Source organism: Marinobacter fonticola (assembly GCF_008122265.1).
Lineage (GTDB): Bacteria > Pseudomonadota > Gammaproteobacteria > Pseudomonadales > Oleiphilaceae > Marinobacter_A > Marinobacter_A fonticola.
On sequence record NZ_CP043042.1, the window covers coordinates 1,864,807 to 1,883,060 of the forward strand.

Consider the following 18,254-nt stretch of genomic DNA (forward strand, 5'->3'; position numbering starts at 1 on the left):
TTCTCCGCTTCTCGCTGGTGACCAAGCATTCTAACTCAGAGGTTCCTTGGCGCTGTTTGAAAGTTGATTTAGAACCGTGTTTCTTCGTGGGGCCATTGCGCTGCAAAAGTTTCCTGGGGTGTAATGGGCCGAATGATCGATTCTAGGTCCTTCGAGGAGATCGCTTTGGGCGACAGTAACGGCATCGAACCCTCGGTCCACGACGGGGTGGCGACACTTTCCATACCACAATCCACGGAGCGCTTTTGGACCGCAGCGGCGCTGACGGATTTTCAACAGCGGGTACAGGCGCTGGGACTGGATCCGTCGGTACGGGCCCTTGTTATAACAGGCGAGCCCGGTCAGGCCTTTTCTCACGGTATAGACTTATCAGTGTTGGCCGATGGCAGCAAGGTTGCTTCGGCGGGCGTAGGGCGCCAGTTTGCGCAGGCGTTTGCGGCATTGCGCCGTTTCCCCGGTATTTCAGTGGCGGCGCTGACCGGTAATGCCACGGACGCCGGTCTGGAATGTGCGTTATGCTGCGATTTCCGCATCGCCGAGCCGGGCACCCAATTTGCCTTGGCGCCGGGGCGCCACGGTCTGGTGCCCGTGGCAGGCGGGAGTCAACTGCTGCCAAGATTAGTGGGAGAGGTGTGGGCCAAGCGGCTGTTGCTGTGTGGCGAGACTGTCGATGCGGACCAGGCTCTGGCCATGGGTCTGGTCGATGCCATCAGCGAACCCGGGCAGGCGCCGGTGCTGGCGGCAACTTGGGCTCGACGCTCGTTCGATCTCGGGCCAAAGGCCGTCAGAGCGGCCAAGCAATTGATCGAACATGCGCGGATGCGGCCTCTCGAAACCGGATTTGCTGCGGAGCGCGACTGGATGGTGGAATTGCAGGGCTCGGCCGAACAGGCCGAAGGCATAAAGGCTGGTCTCGAAGGTCGGGCGCCTCACTGGAATGACCAAACCTGGAACGGGAGCGATCGATGATGCGGTACATGACGTCCTTTCATCGACGATTGAAAACGCTACGCGAGACGAAGCAACTCTCCGTGAGCGACCTGGCGCGTCTGGTAGAAACGGATGAACGGCGGGTTCTGAGCTGGGAGAGCGATAACCCCAAAAACCGGCATTACCCGGATATCGACGAACTCATGGATCTCTGTTTGAAGACGGAGACGCCGCTGGATGCCTTACTGGATTTCGAGGATGCGCCGGACGCGGGACAGCTGGAGCTGCCTGGCCTGGCTTTTTCCCACGATTCCGATCTGAGCAAGGCGTTAGACGCCCTGGCGGAAGAAATTGAACGGCTAAAGCCTTCAGAGCAGGAGATGGAGTTGTTGCGCCGGTTCCGCAAAACGACTGCGGAAAACCGGCGCATGATCATTCAGCTATTGGGCTGAACGGTCGTTATCGGTCACTGATTTTCAGCCACCGTTTTTGTAGATGTTTTCGTAGACGTAGTTGGTCGCCTGCACGAAACCATCGATGCTCCCGCAGTCGAAGCGACGTCCACGGAATTTGTACGCCAATACGCAGCCTGATTTGGCCTGAGCGAGCAAAGCGTCGGTGATTTGCACTTCGCCGTTCTTGCCCGGCTCTGTTTTCTCGATGATTTCGAAAATATCAGGGGTCAGGATGTAGCGGCCAATGATGGCGAGGTTGGACGGAGCATCTTCCGGCGCTGGTTTTTCCACCATGTCGGTAATCCGGTACAGGCCATCTTTCATGGGCTCGCCAGCGATGACACCGTATTTATGGGTTTCGTCTTCCGGCACTTCCTCAATCGCAACGATGGAGCAACGGAACTGCTTGTACAGTTCGGCCATTTGGGCGAGAACGCTGATGTCGCCGGGTTCAGTAACACAGAAATCGTCCGCCAGAACAACGGCAAACGGATTGTCGCCCATCAGATTTCGGCCGGTCCAGATGGCATGGCCGAGGCCTTTCATTTGGTTTTGGCGAGTGAAGGAAAAGCTATTGTGATCGATCAGGTCGCGGATAGAGGTAAGTAGGTTTTCCTTGCCGGATCCAGCGATCTGGTGCTCAAGCTCGTAGCTAATATCGAAGTGATCTTCGATCGCCCGTTTGCCTCGACCGGTCACAAAGCCAAATTCGTTGATGCCAGCTTCGGCCGCTTCTTCGACACCATATTGCACCAGCGGCTTGTTGACGACGGGCAGGATTTCTTTGGGCATGGCCTTAGTGGCCGGAAGAAATCGCGTACCGTAGCCAGCAACGGGGAATAAGCACTTCCTGATCATATCTTTCGTCCTTTTCTAGCTGCTAGTCCAGAATCTATCGTTCAGAACTATTTTTAAAAACCATCCTCGGCTTTGCGAGGGTAGTGAAGCTTTTGCACAAAGTTTGCCAAGTGTAACCAAGTTAATGTGACAAATGGAGTAAAACCCCCTTACCGCTAATTCACGTTATTAGAAGCCTCTTTAGTTGTGAGGTGACGACGAGAGTTCGCGCGTTCTTGCTCTAGATTTTACGCCCTGTTTTGGTGCATTGGAGTAGGGCGAACTGGTCACAATGGTGTTTTGCTCGCTACTGGATCCCGTATTTGTTTCTGCAAAACGCTCTTCCCACCTTGTTTTAGGCATGCTCCAGAAACCGCATTTAAATTTCGTTACAAGTTTTTGTTTTTGGTTATAAATTAAAATTGTAAAATTTTGAAAATAGGGTCTAGTACAGGCCCGCTTCCTTCCCTATAGTCCGCTTAATTGCTGAACGGGCAGTTTTAATCAGCATTAGAAATAACTAAAGAAAGCGATCTAAGAGAACTGTCTCAAGAGATCGATCCCAAGGTAAGTCGTCTGGGTGAGTTCAGGATCGAGCTCGAAAAATAACGTGTTTTTCCCTGTGGATACACCAACATTTAGGTCGCCTAGTCGCGCCTGATGGAGACGCTTGCTTGTGAGATTTTGGTTGTTGGGTGCGCTTTTCTTAAGTGCTTTCAGTACAGAGGCTATGGCGGCAACTGGGGCTCCCGCTCCGATTGACCTGCCGGCGGCTGTGCGTCCCGAACTTGCGGGCATAGTCGATTCTTCAACCCGTGAAGAGGCCTCGCAAAGCTGGCTCACTTCCGCAAATACCGCGACCGACACGTCCGTCGATACCCAAATGCGCGCTGATTGGCCCAAAGGCCGGTGCGTACGCATCGACTCGATTCGTATGCCGGGTCTGCAATTGATTTCCAAGCGTCTGGAGACCCGGGTATCGGCGATGGTGCAGCCCCATGCGCGCCAATGCGTGGACCCGGAGCGTCTGGATGCGCTGACACAGCGCATTAACGAGGTATTGCAGGTTGATGGTAAGCCCGAAGCGGTGGCGGAGCTGCCGGATCGGCCCATAGTGAATGGTGTACTGACGCTGCGTTTCCGTGATGCCGCAATGGCTGCCCGCCGCACCCGTCCTTCGAATGGCGGAACAACGATTCAGTTGCGGAGCGCCGCGTCGGTGCAAAAGGCGGAGCAAGAAGAAACCGTGAAGATCCGCTCGATGCCGGTTTATGGTTTCGGACGCTGGACCGACAATACTCAGCGTGCGGCATCGAACACGGTGCCGGTCGCACCGGTGGCCAGCCCGGAGCGTAACACTGTGCCGAAGGTCGTACTGCAGCGGGTACAAAACCATTGGCTGGCCTCGCACCTACAGTTAGCCGGAAACTCGGCGCAAAGCAATGATGGCCACCACGGACGTATCGGGGTTGCTGCCAACGGTTTAGTGCAGGCCGATCACGACATGCGTCTGGATTTTAACGAATCCGCCTCCCAGCGCGTCGAGAACGAATCCGAAACCTTTGCTTTCAGCTATTCGTTTCCCCTGGGTGCTAATCGCTTCAGTCTCTACGCCAACAACTATGAATATCAGAGCACGGTCGTCGGCGACGACGGCAAGTACGAGGCCAGTGGCGAAGGCCGCAACATCAACGTTAGCAGTCGTCGTGCCTTGTTTTCCTGGGCGGGTATCGCTTTCGATAGCGTGCTGAGCCTTTCCAGCAGTGATGCCCGTTATTTTGAGCGGGGCCAGTGGATCGAAGACTCCTCCCGCCAGCTTTCAAAGTTCACCCTCGAAGGCGCCACGCACAACGATCTCTGGTTCGACATTCTATCCACGACCCGTATTTCGGCCTCAAGCGGCCTCGAGGTTTTGGGCAAGAATTACGATATGGAAGAGAGTCTCGATGAGAACGAGCGCTTCAATAAGTTTTCCGTGTCCAGCACCCTGAGTCGTGAGTTATTTAACTGGCAGTGGGGTGTGACGGGGCGCTATCAGTTTACGCCGGGTGAATTGCCGGGTTCGGAATACCTGCTGGTGGCGGGACCATCGATGATCGCCGGCTTCAACGGTCAGACGTTGGCCGCGGCGGAAGGCGGCTGGTTGCGGCTGGATGCCAGCAGTCCATCTTTTACAGTGCCGATGATGCCAAACCTCCGTTCGGACGTGCGCTTGTCCGTGCTTCAAGGTTGGGTACCTTACGACAGCCTGCAGGCCGACCGTTTCGGTTCGGCCAGCGCCGCGGAAATCTCGCTGCAGCTCCAAGCGAGAGGCTTGCGGGCGGACGTTAGTGTGGGCCGGATGCTGGGGTCATCCAGCCTGGCTACCCGCAAGCCGGACCTGCCGGATGTGTCTTTTTCGCTTTCTGTCGGACTCTGAGCGGTACTCCGTACCTCGATTAATCAGTACTTTCTACTCGATTAATCAGTACTTTCTACTCGATTAATCAGTACTCTCTACCTCGTTAATCAGTACTCTCTACCCCTAATAACGAGTACTTCCTACCTCTAATCAATACGCCCTGCCGTTGCCTGGACGGTAGGGCTCCCCGATTTTGTTACTTTTGCCCCCCGCCTGTGCGTTTCCGCATATACTGATTTTTAACTCGGACGCTGCTCCTAATTTGCCGCCCAGAGGCCCATTATATGCCGCTTCCGGCGCCTTACAGAGATGTCACTTGAAGCGCAAGCTACTGACAGTGTTACATTAATAAAGCATGCGTCGCCTGCGGTGACTGAATAGCGTCGAGCAGAGAAGGGAATCGGCGAGATTTCGTTCCTAAGTTGTGGGCGGGTTGATCAAAATAATGCACGATGACTGTGGAGCTGGAAATATCCGGCTTACCGGAAGCGCTCCAGACGACCGACTGGGAGTCGGCGCCCCGCTAGTACTGTGCGGAAACTGAAACGACGGAGACGGAAGATCCATGTTTTCAGCTCGACTGCTGTTAATCCCGTTTGCACTGGCGTTGGTGCTTACCGGGAATTCTGCCCACGCGTTTGGCCTGGCCGATGTTGTTGAAATGGCGAAGACCAAAGCCGCAAAGGCATACGAGCCACCTACTCCTGCGCCCCAGTTCTTGCGAGATTTAAGCTACAGCGATTACCAGGCAATCCGGTTCAAGCAAGAAGCGAGTCTCTGGCGCCAGGGCCAGTCCCGTTTCCAAGTCATGATGATTCCTCCGGGAAGCTACTACACCCATGCCGTCAAGCTGCATGAGGTCGATGGCGAGGGTGTAAAATCAATCGCTTTCGACAAGGCCAATCTCATTTATCCCAACGATGCTTTTGCCAAGCGGGTCCCGGCGGATCTGGGCTATGCGGGTTTCAAGCTGACGTTTCCGCTCTACAAGGAAACGGTACAGGATCAGTTCCTGACGTTTGGAGGCGCGAGTTATTTTAAGGGTATCGGGCGCCATAACCGCTTTGGACTGTCGGCGCGCGGTATTGCAGTGGATACCGGCTTACCTTCGGGAGAAGAGGTACCCGGCTTCGTTGAATTCTGGCTGGAGCGGCCCGCCGGGGGTAGCGATACCATGCGGGTCTACGGATTGTTGAACGGCCCGAGTGTCACCGGCGCTTATCGTTTCGATATTCATCCTGGCGACAGCACACGCATCGATGTTACGGCTGAACTGTTTTTCCGGGACAGCGTGGAATTGCTCGGTCTCGCTCCGTTGACGTCGATGTTCTACTACGGTGAGAACACCATCCGGCCGAAGGGAGAGTGGCGCCCTCAGGTCCATGATTCCGACGGCTTGCTGGTCCACGATGGCGATAGTGGGGAGTGGCTGTGGCGCCCCCTCATCAACCCGAGGACGCTGCGAATGAGCTATCTGCAGGCCGGCAAGCTCAAAGGTTTCGGTCTGATACAACGCAACACCAAGTTTCATCAGTTCGAGGATATGGAGGCGCGCTACGACCAGCGCCCGAGCGCCTGGGTTGACGTTAAAGACGACTGGGGAAAGGGCGACGTTGTACTGGTTGAAATCCCCACCCGCTCGGAGACGAATGATAATGTCGTGGCGTTCTGGTGGCCGGAGCAAAGGGTGAGTTCAGGTGATCATAGGACACTGGCGTACACCTTGAGTTTCGGCGCGCCGGGCATTGCCAATCAGCCAACGGCGTACGCCACCCAGACTTTCGTCGGCGAGGGTGACCGGATTGGCGGTGGTAACGTGGAAGGCGCTTTTCGCCTGATTGTGGACTTCAAAGGAGGCGAACTGGATAAGCTCAAGCCGGATGCGCCCGTGGTCAGCCAGGTTAGCGGCAGCGAGGGCGTTGAAGTCATCGAGCATTTCGTCGAATACAGTGAGCCGGAAAAGGCCTGGCGCCTATCGATGCTGGCCCGCCCGGCGCAGGATAAGAATATGAGTCTACGCGGCTTCCTCAGCGTTGAGGGCAAACCGTTGACCGAAACTTGGACTTATGAATTACCACCCAATTCGGATCTCAGGGCGCCCCAAGAATAAGGGTTTCAGGGATCAAAGGAGGAAGGATGTCTCGCGCTGTTTGTCAATTGGCCCTCGACCGCATTATGGCCTACTTGCGGGGATGCGGTGTGGAACCTACGCCGGAAATCTGTCGCAAGGCGTTGCAACTGGTGGACCAGGCGTTGGCCGAAGCGGGGAATGGCGAGGTTATGGAACTGGCGATGAACATGATCCCGGATTATTTCGACCTACCGCATATCCATGTTCCTCAGCAGCGGCCGCCATTTTTGCGTGGCAGTATTGGGTACAGTCCTTATGTCGTCTGAAACGGTTCGACAAGGAGGGGCCGCTAACGTGGCCGCCGGAAAAACCGGCGCCCAACGCAAGCATTCATGGCGGGGTGTTGCGTTCTTCCGGCGCACGATGCTCATTCTGTTCGTATTTGGGCAGACCGCGGTGGCCGGTTATTACTTGCTCTGGATATTGCCTTACCACGGCGGTACCGCCGTGGAAATGGGGCTTCTTATCCTCTTCGCTTTGCTTTATGCCTGGATCGCTGTCGGTTTTTGGACCGCCGTATTGGGGTTCGTCATACGATTGTTCGGCGGCGATCGACACTCTTTGCTTAAACGCCACCGGGGCGCTGCGCTCGAACAGACGCCGTTGGGCAAGACCGCCGTGATCATGCCGGTCTACCATGAACCGGTTCACCGCACGCTCAGCGGTCTGAAGGCGGTCTATCGCGATATCGAACGTGCGGGCCAGATCGAGAATTTCGAGTTTTACATTCTGTCCGATAGCCGCGACCCGAATGTCTGGCTGGAGGAGCAGGCGACTTGGCATCGTATCTGCGAAGAGCTAGGGGCAGAAGGCCGCATGTTTTACCGGCGGCGCACAGTCAACCTGAATTACAAAAGCGGCAACGTGGCGGACTATCTTCGTCGCTGGGGGCGACGCTCAAAGTACATGATCGTGCTGGATGCGGACAGCCTGGTGAGTGGCAAAACCCTGGTTCGCATGGTGCAACTAATGGAGCGTGAGCCGCAGGTCGGCATCCTCCAGACCAACCCAACGTTAATCAACGGCCAGTCCATGTTTGCCCGCCTGCAGCAATTTGCGAATCGGGTTTACTCTCCTCTGTTTGCGACCGGCCTTGCCGCGATTCAAATGGGTGATGCCGCATTCTGGGGTCACAACGCCATCCTTCGCGTCGATGCATTCATGCGCCATTGCGGGCTGCGTAAACTGCCTGGATTTGGCATCTTTGGCGGACCGATCATGAGTCACGACTTTGTCGAAGCGGCTTATATGGGGCGCGCCGGGTATGAGGTGTGGCTTGAACCGGGGCTGGGTCAGAGTTACGAAGAATCGCCGCCGACGCTCTCCGATGAGCTTACCCGCGACGAGCGCTGGTCCAAGGGGAATCTTCAGCACTTATGGATCATGCTCTTCGGACGCAAGATCCGTTTTGCGCATCGCCTGGCCTTTATGAATGGCATCATGGCGTATGTGGCTTCGCCCCTATGGCTCGCCTTTCTGGTTCTGACGACGGTTGAAGCTGCTCAGATGGCCCTCTCGCCCATAGATTATTTTCCCGAGGGCCACCAGGGGTTATTCCCGCTATGGCCGGAGTGGCGGCCGGAGTGGGCATTGAGTCTTGCCCTAAGCACGCTGGGTCTGTTGTTTGCGCCCAAGTTTCTCGCCATCCTCGATGCGCTGATTCATCGGAACACAAAAAAATTCGGGGGCATCGGGCGGATGTTCCTCAGCGTGATGATCGAAATCGTCGTGTCGGTATTGCTGGCGCCAGTGCGCATGTGGGCGCATAGCCGTTATGTGTTGGGCGCGCTGCTGAATTTTTCCTTGAGCTGGGCCGGCCAAAACCGGACGGAGGAAACCACGTGGCGAGAAGCCTTCATTACCCAGTTGCCGGGGCTGATCGTCGGCGCCTCCTGGTCGGCATTTGCCTGGACCCTGGATCCCTTGTTCTTCCTATGGTCGCTGCCGGTGGCTATTCCCCTGATTCTGGCGGCGCCGACCTGCGTCTTCCTGAGTCGCATCGGTGTCGGGCGCTCGCTACGCAAGCGCAGCCTCATGCTGATTCCCGAGGAGATTAAACCCTCACCTTTGCTGGATGATGCGGAACTTAGTCGCGAAGCCGAGCCCGAAGAATCTCCGTTAACCTTCTTTGAGGAAGCTGTATTGCGGCCACGCCTCAACGAAATGCACCAGGCTTTCGCGGGCCTGCACCGTCGGCGGGTACGAGAAGAGGTGTTGAAGTCGACGGTTCGACGCTGTCTCAAAGATGGACCGGACGTGTTGACCCGGAGCGAACTGAGCCACCTTTGCCGTGACCGCGAGTCGTTGGCTGTCCTGCACAGGGAGGCTTGGCGGGCTCGGCCTGAGAGCTACTGGGGGCGCCGCATCGAAAGGCTTGCAGCTATTAATGATTAATTGCGTAACGTGTTTGAGCAAGACAGATTGATCCTTTGCCGATTCAATGAATGAGGGAGGCGAAAGCCCAGCATGGATAGACGTACCGTCATGAAGATGTTTGCCGCGGTTGGCGTTCAGGGCGTGCCGCTGACAGCACTTTTCCAAAGCTCGCTGGCACACAGCCGTCCGATTGGGGAATCCCAGGCCTTTAGTTATGCGTGGCTGAAAGGGCGCGCCCGGGAGTTGGCGGCACAACCGTTCGAATCTCATGAGGGGGAGATCCCGCGTTCGCTCCAGGAGATTTCCTGGGATGACTACCAGGCGATTCAGTTCCGTCCCGAGAAGTCGCTCTGGCAGGGCGAGGATGTGAACTTCCGGGCCCAGCTTTTCCATCTGGGTTTGTTCTTCAAGACACCGGTGAAGATCCACGAAGTGATCGACGGCAAGGCACGGGAGCTGGGTTACGATCCAGAGTATTTCAGCTACGAAGGTAAGCAGCCGCTGGGTGATCTACCTGAAGATTTAGGGTACGCCGGCTTTCGGCTCCAGTTTCACACCAACTTCAAGCTCGATCTGGCGGCTTTCCAGGGCGCGAGTTATTTTCGGGCGGTGGGCGAGGAGATGCAGTACGGCATGTCCGCCCGTGGACTGGCGGTCGATACCGCGACCGACCACGAAGAGGAGTTTCCCAAATTCACGGCATTCTGGCTGGAAAAACCCAAGCCACATGCGACTAAGCTAACGGTGTATGCGCTACTGGATTCCCCGAGTATCACCGGCGCTTATGTATTTGACCTGTATCCAGGCCGGAACATGGTGATGGACATTGGGGCGGCGCTGTACCCTCGCAAGCAGATTGAGCGCTTGGGTATCGCGCCGTTAACCAGTATGTATCAGGTGGGTGAGAACAGCCAGCGCATGGATTACGACTGGCGGCCAGAGATCCACGACTCCGATGGGCTTTCGATGCTTACCGGCGATGGCGAATGGATCTGGCGGCCATTGGTCAATCCGCGCGGCATCCGAGTGAATAGTTTTGTTGGCGAGAATCCCGCCGGCTTCGGTTTGCTCCAGCGCGATCGCAATTTCGACCACTATCAAGACGACGGCGTGTTTTACGAAAAGCGTCCCAGTCTCTGGGTGCAGCCGAAAGAAGACTGGGGTAAGGGGCAAATCATGCTGGTCGAGATTCCCACAGTCGACGAAACCTTCGATAACATCGTGGCCTTCTGGAATCCCGAGAAGCCGTTGGCGCCCAACCAGGAACACCTTTTTTCCTATCAATTGCATTGGGGCGAAAAGCCACCGCGCGAGCCTTACGAGCTGGCGACCACCCGCGCAACGCGCACCGGTCTGGGCGGCGTCGTAGGGCAGAAGCGGGAATATTTCTCCTGGCGTTTTGCCATCGACTTTGCCGGAGGCATGTTGGATATGCTGGGCGACGACGCGGAGGTGACCCCGGTGATCACCAGTAGCCGTGGGCGGATCGAGATTACCTCGGCGCGTCCGCTGCATTCGATCAATGGCTATCGCGCCATGTTCGATCTGGTGCCGGACGACTCGTCGGAACCCATCGACCTGCGGCTATACCTGAAACTGGGGGATCAGCCCCTGACCGAAACCTGGGTCTATCAGTATACGCCGCCACCTCAGGACCAGCGCACGTTGTATTGAACCTGCAATCGAAGCCCCGGCATAGCACCGGGGTTTCTTTTTTTGCACGCCTTTTTTCCGGTGCATTAGGCCTCCCCGAGAAGCGTCCGCTACATTGAATAATTAAACCTTCCGCGGCTCCAAACCTTGTAAGCCATTCCACGTGCCGGTCTTGCCGGATTGTTGACAAAAAACTGTTTGAGGCGTAATTTTCTCGGAAACAGACCTATTTTGTTAACAAAATATGCTAGATATTGTCCCTCCGACACAGACTCGTGCAGACGAAGCCTTCGATTGTCTACAAACGGCCATCGTAAAAGGCGATCTTGTGCCCGGCGAAAAGATTGGCGAAGTGGAGCTGTGCGAGCGCTTCAATCTCACGCGAGGCCCGCTGCGTGAGGCTCTGGGGCGCCTGGAATCCAGAGGCCTCTTGATCCGCCGCCCGCACGCTGGCTTTAAAGTCATGTCGATGAGCGGCGAGGAACTGCTTGAACTGTATCGTATTCGCGAGGCGATGGAGGGTTTGGCGGCCCGCCAGGCGGCAGAGCGTATGACGGATGACGAAATTGCCGATTTACAGGCGCTACTCGATCGTCACGAGAAAATTGTCGACGAAGCCCAGGGTCAGGCGTACTACCAGCACGAGGGTGACTACGACTTCCATCATCGCATCGCGACCGGTAGCCGAAACCGTAAGCTCAGCCAGATGTTGCTGGGCGACCTTTACTACATGGTCAGAATGTACCGCTATCGCCTGAGCACGTCGGCTGGGCGTCCGCATCGAGCGCTCGGCGAACATCGCCGTATCGCCGATGCGATTGCCCACCGGGATGGGGAATTGGCGCAGTTCCTGATGCAGCGCCACATCAATGCCGCCCGGTTGAATATCGAGAGGAAGATACAAGAAGGCGTACTGAAGGTATAACAATCCTCGTAATGGCTAATGCACCCGCTGCGCGGATTCCAGAAACTTAATCGAGAAGGAGCGTTTATGAGCCAGTCACTGACGGCCGGAGCTCGGTTCCGCAAGGCCCTGAAGGACAACAAGCCATTGCAGATCGTCGGCACGGTTAACGCCTATTGCGCCATGATGGCGGAAAAAGTGGGTCACCAGGCGATCTATCTATCCGGTGGCGGTGTGGCCAACGCGTCCTATGGCCTGCCGGATCTGGGTATGACCACCATGAACGACGTGCTCGAGGATGTTCGCCGCATCACCGCTGTGACCGATACGCCTCTGCTGATAGACATCGATACCGGTTGGGGTGGGGCATTCAACATTGGCCGCACGATTAAAGAAATGGAGCGCGCCGGTGCTGCAGCCGTTCACATCGAAGACCAGGTGGCTGAGAAGCGTTGCGGCCATCGTCCCAACAAGGAAATTGTGTCGCAGGACGAGATGGTTGATCGCATCAAAGCCTGTGTCGATGCCCGTAACGACGACGACTTCTTTGTCATGGCCCGCACCGATGCGTTCCAGCGTGAAGGCTTGGAGCCTGCCATCGAACGCGCGCGGGCCTGCGTCGAAGCCGGCGCGGATGGCATTTTCGCCGAGGCGGTGACTGAACTGGAGCATTACCGCGCCTTCGCTGACGCCTTGGACGTACCGATTCTGGCGAACATCACCGAGTTCGGCGCGACACCGCTCTACAACCGCAAGGAGCTTGCCGAGGCCGGGGCCGGCATGGTGCTTTACCCACTCAGCGCCTTCCGTGCAATGAACAAAGCCGCGCTGAGCGTGTACCAGAACATTTTGGAGAAGGGCGATCAGAAGGACGTGGTGGACATGATGCAGACCCGCATGGAACTGTACGATTTCCTGAACTACCACGAGTTTGAACAAAAACTCGACGAGCTGTTCAAACACCAGAAAGGTTGATGATTAGCGGCGAAAGGAGCGGGTAGGTTTTAAGCCCGCCGACACCATTAGACAACTAAGGAGCCCTCTGAAAAAGTTCAGGCTGTGGATGAAGCGCAAGGCGCACGGAGCGCAAGACGCGAGACATACCGCCTGGTAGGCGAGTTTCTGACCGGGCTTGCGCACAAGCACCGCGCAACGCAGTGATTCGCCGCAGAATGGGCTTTTTCAGAGGCTCCTTAAAATAGACGCAAACAACGACGAATAAAGGTGACAACCATGGCAGAAAAAAAACTGGGTGGCGCAGGCCTTCGCGGCCAGGTCGCAGGCGTAACCGCACTGTGTACCGTCGGGCAAAGCGGCACCGGATTGACCTATCGTGGCTATGACATTAGCGATCTGGCGGAACACGCCCAGTTTGAGGAAGTGGCCTATTTGCTGCTGCGGGGTAAGCTGCCGAACCGTGAGGAGTTGGATGCCTATACCGCCAAGTTGCGTAAGCTTCGCGCGCTACCTGACGCATTGAAGACGGTGCTCGAACAGATTCCCAAGAATGCCCACCCCATGGATGTCATGCGTACTGGCTGCTCGATGCTGGGCAACCTGGAAACCGAAGAAGAGTTCAGCGAGCAGGACGACAAGATCGACCGCATGCTGGCCGTCTTCCCGAGCATTATCACTTACTGGTATCGCTTCGCCCACGAAGGTGTTCGTATCGAAACCGACGGGGATAGCGATTCCATCGGCGGGCATTTCCTCGAACTGTTGCATGGCAACAAGCCCAGCGAACTGCATGAGCGCGTGATGAACGTATCGCTCATCCTCTATGCAGAGCATGAGTTCAACGCCTCGACGTTCACCGCTCGCGTGTGCGCCTCGACGCTGTCTGACATTCACAGCTGTGTGACCGGTGCGATCGGCTCCTTGCGCGGTCCGCTGCATGGGGGAGCAAACGAAGCGGCCATGGCGCTGATCCAGAAGTTCAAAACGCCGGATGAGGCTGAAGACGGACTCATGGGCATGCTTGAGCGAAAAGAAAAGATCATGGGCTTCGGTCACGCTATTTACCGGGAGTCCGACCCGCGTAACGCCATCATCAAAAAGTGGTCGGAAAAGCTGTCCAAGGAAGTTGGGGACGAGGCGCTATATCCGATTTCCGTGCGTTGCGAGGAGGTCATGTGGCGCGAGAAAAAGCTGTTCTGCAATGCCGACTTCTTCCATGCGTCCGCCTACCACTTCATGGGTATTCCCACTGAGCTGTTTACGCCGATTTTCGTGATGTCCCGCGTGTCCGGTTGGACCGCACACGTTAAGGAGCAGCGCGAGACCAATCGTATTATTCGTCCTAGTGCCGACTATAACGGCCCAGACCACGCCAAGTGGGTGCCGATTGAGGAGCGTTCCTGATTGGTCTCTCCAGCCTCTCTCCCAGAGAGAGGCTTAACCATCCGCGTGCTGTGGCTTTAAAACTCTCCTCTTTTTCGCGTGTGCGAAAAGGCCGGGGAGAGGGGAGGCACCACCACATCCGACCCATTATCCCTAAAGGTCAACCATGAACACCCTATACCGTAAAACCCTGCCGGGCACCGACCTGGACTTTTTCGATACTCGCCAGGCCGTGGATGAGATCCAATCGGGCGCATACGACAAGCTCCCTTACACGTCGCGCGTCCTGGCCGAACAGTTGGTCCGTCGCTGCGATCCTTCAATGCTCACCGATTCGCTGAAACAGCTTATCGAGCGCAAAAGAGAGCTGGATTTTCCCTGGTATCCCGCGCGGGTGGTTTGCCATGACATTCTCGGCCAAACCGCGCTGGTGGACCTGGCAGGCTTACGGGACGCGATTGCCGAAAAGGGGGGCGACCCGGCCAAGGTCAATCCGGTCGTGCCCACCCAGCTGATTGTCGACCATTCCTTGGCCGTCGAGCATGCCGGTTTTGAAGAGAATGCCTTCGAGAAGAATCGTGCTATCGAAGACCGCCGTAACGACGATCGCTTCCATTTTATTAACTGGACTAAAAGCGCATTCGAAAATGTGGATGTGATCCCGCCGGGTAACGGCATCATGCACCAGATCAATCTGGAGAAGATGTCGCCGGTGGTCCAGGTCCGGGACAACGTGGCGTTCCCGGACACTTGCGTGGGCACCGATTCGCATACGCCCATGGTGGATGCGCTGGGTGTCATCTCGGTCGGTGTCGGTGGGCTGGAAGCTGAAAGCGTCATGCTGGGGCGAGCCTCGTACATGCGTCTGCCGGACATCGTCGGTGTCGAGCTCACCGGTAAGATGCAGCCCGGTATTACGAGCACGGATCTGGTGCTGGCGCTCACAGAATTCCTGCGGCGCGAGCGTGTCGTCGGTGCGTATCTCGAATTCTACGGTGAAGGCGCCGATGCGCTGACCGTCGGCGACCGCGCGACAATTTCCAATATGACGCCGGAGTACGGCGCCACGGCGGCGATGTTCTACATCGACGACCAGACCATCGATTATCTCAAGCTGACCGGTCGTGACGATGAACAGGTGGCCTTGGTGGAGCGTTACGCCAAAGAAGCCGGATTCTGGTCGGACAGTCTCAAGAATGCCGAGTACGAGCGGGTACTCACATTTGATCTGACCAAAGTAACGCGCACGCTGGCCGGACCATCCAATCCGCACGCTCATCTGCCCACGTCTGAGCTTGCCCAGCGCGGCATCGCCGGGAAATGGGAGGAGGAAGAAGGCAAAATGCCGGATGGCGCCGTGATCATCGCGGCGATCACCAGCTGCACCAACACCAGCAACCCGCGCAACATGATCGCCGCTGGCCTGATCGCCAGGAATGCCAACAAGCTCGGACTGATCCGCAAACCCTGGGTCAAGTCCTCGCTGGCGCCGGGTTCGAAGACTGTGAAAATGTATCTGGAAGAGGCAAACCTACTGCCGGAGCTTGAATCGCTCGGATTCGGTGTCGTGGCGTTCGCCTGCACCACCTGTAACGGCATGAGCGGCGCGCTCGATCCCAAGATCCAGCAGGAAGTGATCGACCGTGATCTTTATGCCACGGCAGTGCTTTCCGGCAACCGGAACTTCGATGGCCGGATCCACCCTTATGCCAAACAGGCGTTCCTGGCGTCTCCACCGCTCGTGGTGGCCTATTCCATTGCCGGCACCATCCGCTTCGATATCGAAAAGGATGCGCTAGGCTTTGATCAGGACGGCAACGCGATCACCCTCAAGGACATTTGGCCCAGCGATGAGGAAATCGACGCTATCGTTAAGCAGAGCGTGAAGCCCGAACAATTCCGAGAAACGTATATCCCGATGTTCGACGTGACCCGTAAAGCCCAAGCGATGGCCAACCCGCTTTACGAGTGGCGTCCACAAAGCACCTACATCCGCCGCCCGCCGTATTGGGAAGGCGCCCTGGCCAAAGAACGTAGCCTGAAGGGGATGCGTCCGCTGGCGGTTTTGCCGGACAACATCACCACCGACCATCTGTCGCCGTCTAACGCGATCATGGCGGGTAGCGCAGCCGGCGAGTACCTGGCCAAGATGGGGTTGCCGGAAGAAGACTTTAACTCCTACGCGACCCACCGGGGCGATCATCTGACCGCCCAACGAGCCACCTTTGCCAACCCGAAGCTGTTCAATGAGATGGTCCGGGACGAGAACGGCGAAGTGAAGCAGGGCTCGCTGGCCCGCGTCGAACCGGAAGGCCAGGTCACCCGCATGTGGGAGGCCATCGAGACCTATATGGAGCGCAAGCAGCCGTTGATCATCGTCGCCGGTGCAGACTACGGGCAAGGCTCCTCCCGCGACTGGGCGGCCAAGGGTGTACGCCTGGCCGGCGTCGAGGCAATCGTCGCTGAGGGTTTCGAGCGTATCCACCGTACCAACCTGATCGGCATGGGTGTGCTGCCGCTGGAGTTCCAGACCGGCACTACGCGCAAGACGTTAGGTCTTGATGGCACCGAAACCTATGACGTCATCGGCGAATTCAAGCCTTTGGCAACGTTGACGCTGGTGATCAACCGCAATAACGGCGAGCGCGAAGAGGTGCCTGTGATTTGCCGCCTCGATACCCAGGAAGAGGCTTCCATCTACGAAGCCGGTGGCGTATTGCAGCGCTTCGCGCAGGACTTTTTGGAGGCGGAGAAGGCGTCCGCTTGATGTGGCGTATCTCTCGCGAGGGGAAACGGAGGCGTTAAAACTCCGGCTTTCGGCCAATAAGCCTCTCTCCCGCCAGGGGAGAGAGGCTAAAACTGAGCAGCTCGTTTCATGGGCGGCGCAAAGAGAAGTTTAGCACTGACGTGAGAAGTCAATTTCAAGGGACTCCAAGATGACCCACAAACCACAAATCAAAATCCCTGCAACCTACATGCGTGGCGGCACCAGTAAAGGTATCTTTTTCAGTTTGAACGACCTGCCCGAAGCTGCTCAGGTGCCGGGTGAGGCGCGGGATAAGTTGCTTCTTCGCGTTATCGGCAGTCCGGATCCGTACGCTAAACAAATTGACGGCATGGGCGGGGCAACGTCCAGTACAAGTAAAGCGGTAATTCTGTCGAAGAGCGACAGCCCGGACCACGATGTGGATTACCTGTTCGGACAGGTTTCCATCGATAAGCCTTTTGTCGATTGGAGCGGCAACTGCGGCAATTTGTCATCCGCCGTTGGGGCGTTTGCGATTAACGCGGGCCTGGTTGCGACCGATCGCATTCCTGATAACGGCGTCGCAACGATTCGTATCTGGCAAGCCAACATCCAGAAAACCATCATTGCCAGGGTACCTATCACCAATGGCGTGGTGCAGGAAACGGGCGATTTCGAACTGGATGGCGTGACCTTCCCGGCGGCGGAGGTGCAGATTGAATTCATGGATCCGGCCGACGGCGACGGCGCCATGTTTCCCACAGGCAACTTGGTGGACGAACTCGAAGTGCCCGGTGTCGGGGTTCTCCAGGCGACCATGATTAACGCCGGCATTCCGACCGTTTTCGTTAACGCAGAAGATATCGGCTACACCGGTACCGAGCTCCAGGACGCCATTAATGGCGATGCAAAAGCACTGGCCATGTTCGAGACCATTAGGGCGCATGGCGCCGTGCGTATGGGTCTCATCAAGAACGTAGATGAGGCTGCCAATCGCCAGCACACACCGAAGGTTGCGTTTGTCGCTAAGCCTGCGGACTACGTGTCCTCGAGTGGCAAACCCATTCAGGCCAGTGATGTTGACCTGCTGGTGCGGGCCCTATCGATGGGGAAGCTGCATCACGCCATGATGGGAACCGCAGCCGTGGCTATCGGTACTGCTGCGGCCATTCCCGGAACGCTGGTGAATCTTGCGGCCGGCGGTGGCGACCGCAATGCGGTACTGTTCGGGCATCCCTCTGGCACTCTACGTGTGGGGGCCGAAGCGAAGCAGGTGAGTGGCGAATGGGTGGTCGAGAAGGCCATCATGAGTCGCAGCGCCCGTATCCTCATGGAGGGGTGGGTGCGCGTGCCAGGAGACAGCTTCTAGCCCGTTGCGCTTTCCGCAGAACCCTTGATGCCTTCGCCGCCTAGACGAAGCTCATAGAGGGGCGGGACGAAACTTCGATAAAAAGGTTAAACCACAGAGCCCAACGAGCCCG

The 18,254-nt window shown here is 56.9% G+C and carries 13 protein-coding genes; 12 read left to right on the plus strand and 1 reads right to left on the minus strand.

Features of this window, described 5'->3' with window-relative positions; translation table 11 throughout:
• Positions 1 to 132 precede the first annotated feature (132 nt).
• A complete protein-coding gene (locus FXO11_RS08350) occupies positions 133 to 969 on the plus strand; it encodes an enoyl-CoA hydratase-related protein (RefSeq protein WP_168203139.1) in 837 nt (278 codons plus the stop codon).
• Positions 966 to 1,382 carry a helix-turn-helix domain-containing protein gene (locus tag FXO11_RS08355; RefSeq protein ID WP_227546081.1) on the plus strand — a complete coding sequence of 139 codons (417 nt, stop codon included), beginning with the start codon at positions 966 to 968 and terminating at the stop codon, positions 1,380 to 1,382. The genes FXO11_RS08350 and FXO11_RS08355 overlap by 4 nt, the downstream gene beginning before the upstream one ends.
• 24 nt (positions 1,383 to 1,406) lie before the next feature.
• On the opposite strand, the gene galU is transcribed toward FXO11_RS08355, so the two are convergent.
• Complete coding sequence (gene galU, locus FXO11_RS08360; protein ID WP_148862552.1) at positions 1,407 to 2,243, minus strand: UTP--glucose-1-phosphate uridylyltransferase GalU; 837 nt, start codon at positions 2,241 to 2,243, stop codon at positions 1,407 to 1,409.
• Positions 2,244 to 2,952: 709 nt separating this feature from the next.
• On the opposite strand from galU, the gene FXO11_RS08365 reads away from it, so the two are divergent.
• The 10 genes from FXO11_RS08365 (at position 2,953) to prpF (ending at position 18,142) form a co-directional block, all read left to right on the plus strand.
• A complete protein-coding gene (locus FXO11_RS08365; RefSeq protein ID WP_148862553.1) occupies positions 2,953 to 4,641 on the plus strand; it encodes a ShlB/FhaC/HecB family hemolysin secretion/activation protein in 1,689 nt (562 codons plus the stop codon).
• Positions 4,642 to 5,188: 547 nt separating this feature from the next.
• Positions 5,189 to 6,733, plus strand: coding sequence for a glucan biosynthesis protein G (locus tag FXO11_RS08370; RefSeq protein WP_148862554.1), 1,545 nt, complete (start codon positions 5,189 to 5,191; stop codon positions 6,731 to 6,733).
• Between the two features lie 26 nt (positions 6,734 to 6,759).
• Positions 6,760 to 7,020, plus strand: a complete 261-nt coding sequence (locus FXO11_RS08375; RefSeq protein WP_148862555.1) for a hypothetical protein — start codon at positions 6,760 to 6,762, stop codon at positions 7,018 to 7,020.
• A gap of 97 nt (positions 7,021 to 7,117) precedes the next feature.
• The gene (gene mdoH / locus FXO11_RS08380) at positions 7,118 to 9,148 is read left to right on the plus strand and encodes a glucans biosynthesis glucosyltransferase MdoH (RefSeq protein ID WP_406565646.1); all 2,031 of its coding nucleotides are present in this window, start codon (positions 7,118 to 7,120) and stop codon (positions 9,146 to 9,148) included.
• Positions 9,149 to 9,220: 72 nt separating this feature from the next.
• On the plus strand, positions 9,221 to 10,804 hold the full coding sequence (locus tag FXO11_RS08385; protein ID WP_202980307.1) for a glucan biosynthesis protein: 1,584 nt from the start codon (positions 9,221 to 9,223) through the stop codon (positions 10,802 to 10,804).
• Positions 10,805 to 11,027: 223 nt separating this feature from the next.
• On the plus strand, positions 11,028 to 11,708 hold the full coding sequence (locus tag FXO11_RS08390) for a GntR family transcriptional regulator (protein WP_148862557.1): 681 nt from the start codon (positions 11,028 to 11,030) through the stop codon (positions 11,706 to 11,708).
• Between the two features lie 66 nt (positions 11,709 to 11,774).
• Complete coding sequence (gene prpB / locus FXO11_RS08395; protein WP_148862558.1) at positions 11,775 to 12,662, plus strand: methylisocitrate lyase; 888 nt, start codon at positions 11,775 to 11,777, stop codon at positions 12,660 to 12,662.
• A gap of 258 nt (positions 12,663 to 12,920) precedes the next feature.
• Positions 12,921 to 14,048, plus strand: a complete 1,128-nt coding sequence (prpC, locus tag FXO11_RS08400; protein WP_148862559.1) for a bifunctional 2-methylcitrate synthase/citrate synthase — start codon at positions 12,921 to 12,923, stop codon at positions 14,046 to 14,048.
• A 145-nt stretch (positions 14,049 to 14,193) separates the two neighbouring features.
• On the plus strand, positions 14,194 to 16,794 hold the full coding sequence (gene acnD, locus FXO11_RS08405; RefSeq protein WP_148862560.1) for a Fe/S-dependent 2-methylisocitrate dehydratase AcnD: 2,601 nt from the start codon (positions 14,194 to 14,196) through the stop codon (positions 16,792 to 16,794).
• Positions 16,795 to 16,963: 169 nt separating this feature from the next.
• Entirely contained in the window at positions 16,964 to 18,142 is a 1,179-nt protein-coding gene (gene prpF / locus FXO11_RS08410; protein WP_148862561.1) for a 2-methylaconitate cis-trans isomerase PrpF, read from the plus strand.
• The last annotated feature ends 112 nt before the right edge of the window (positions 18,143 to 18,254 follow it).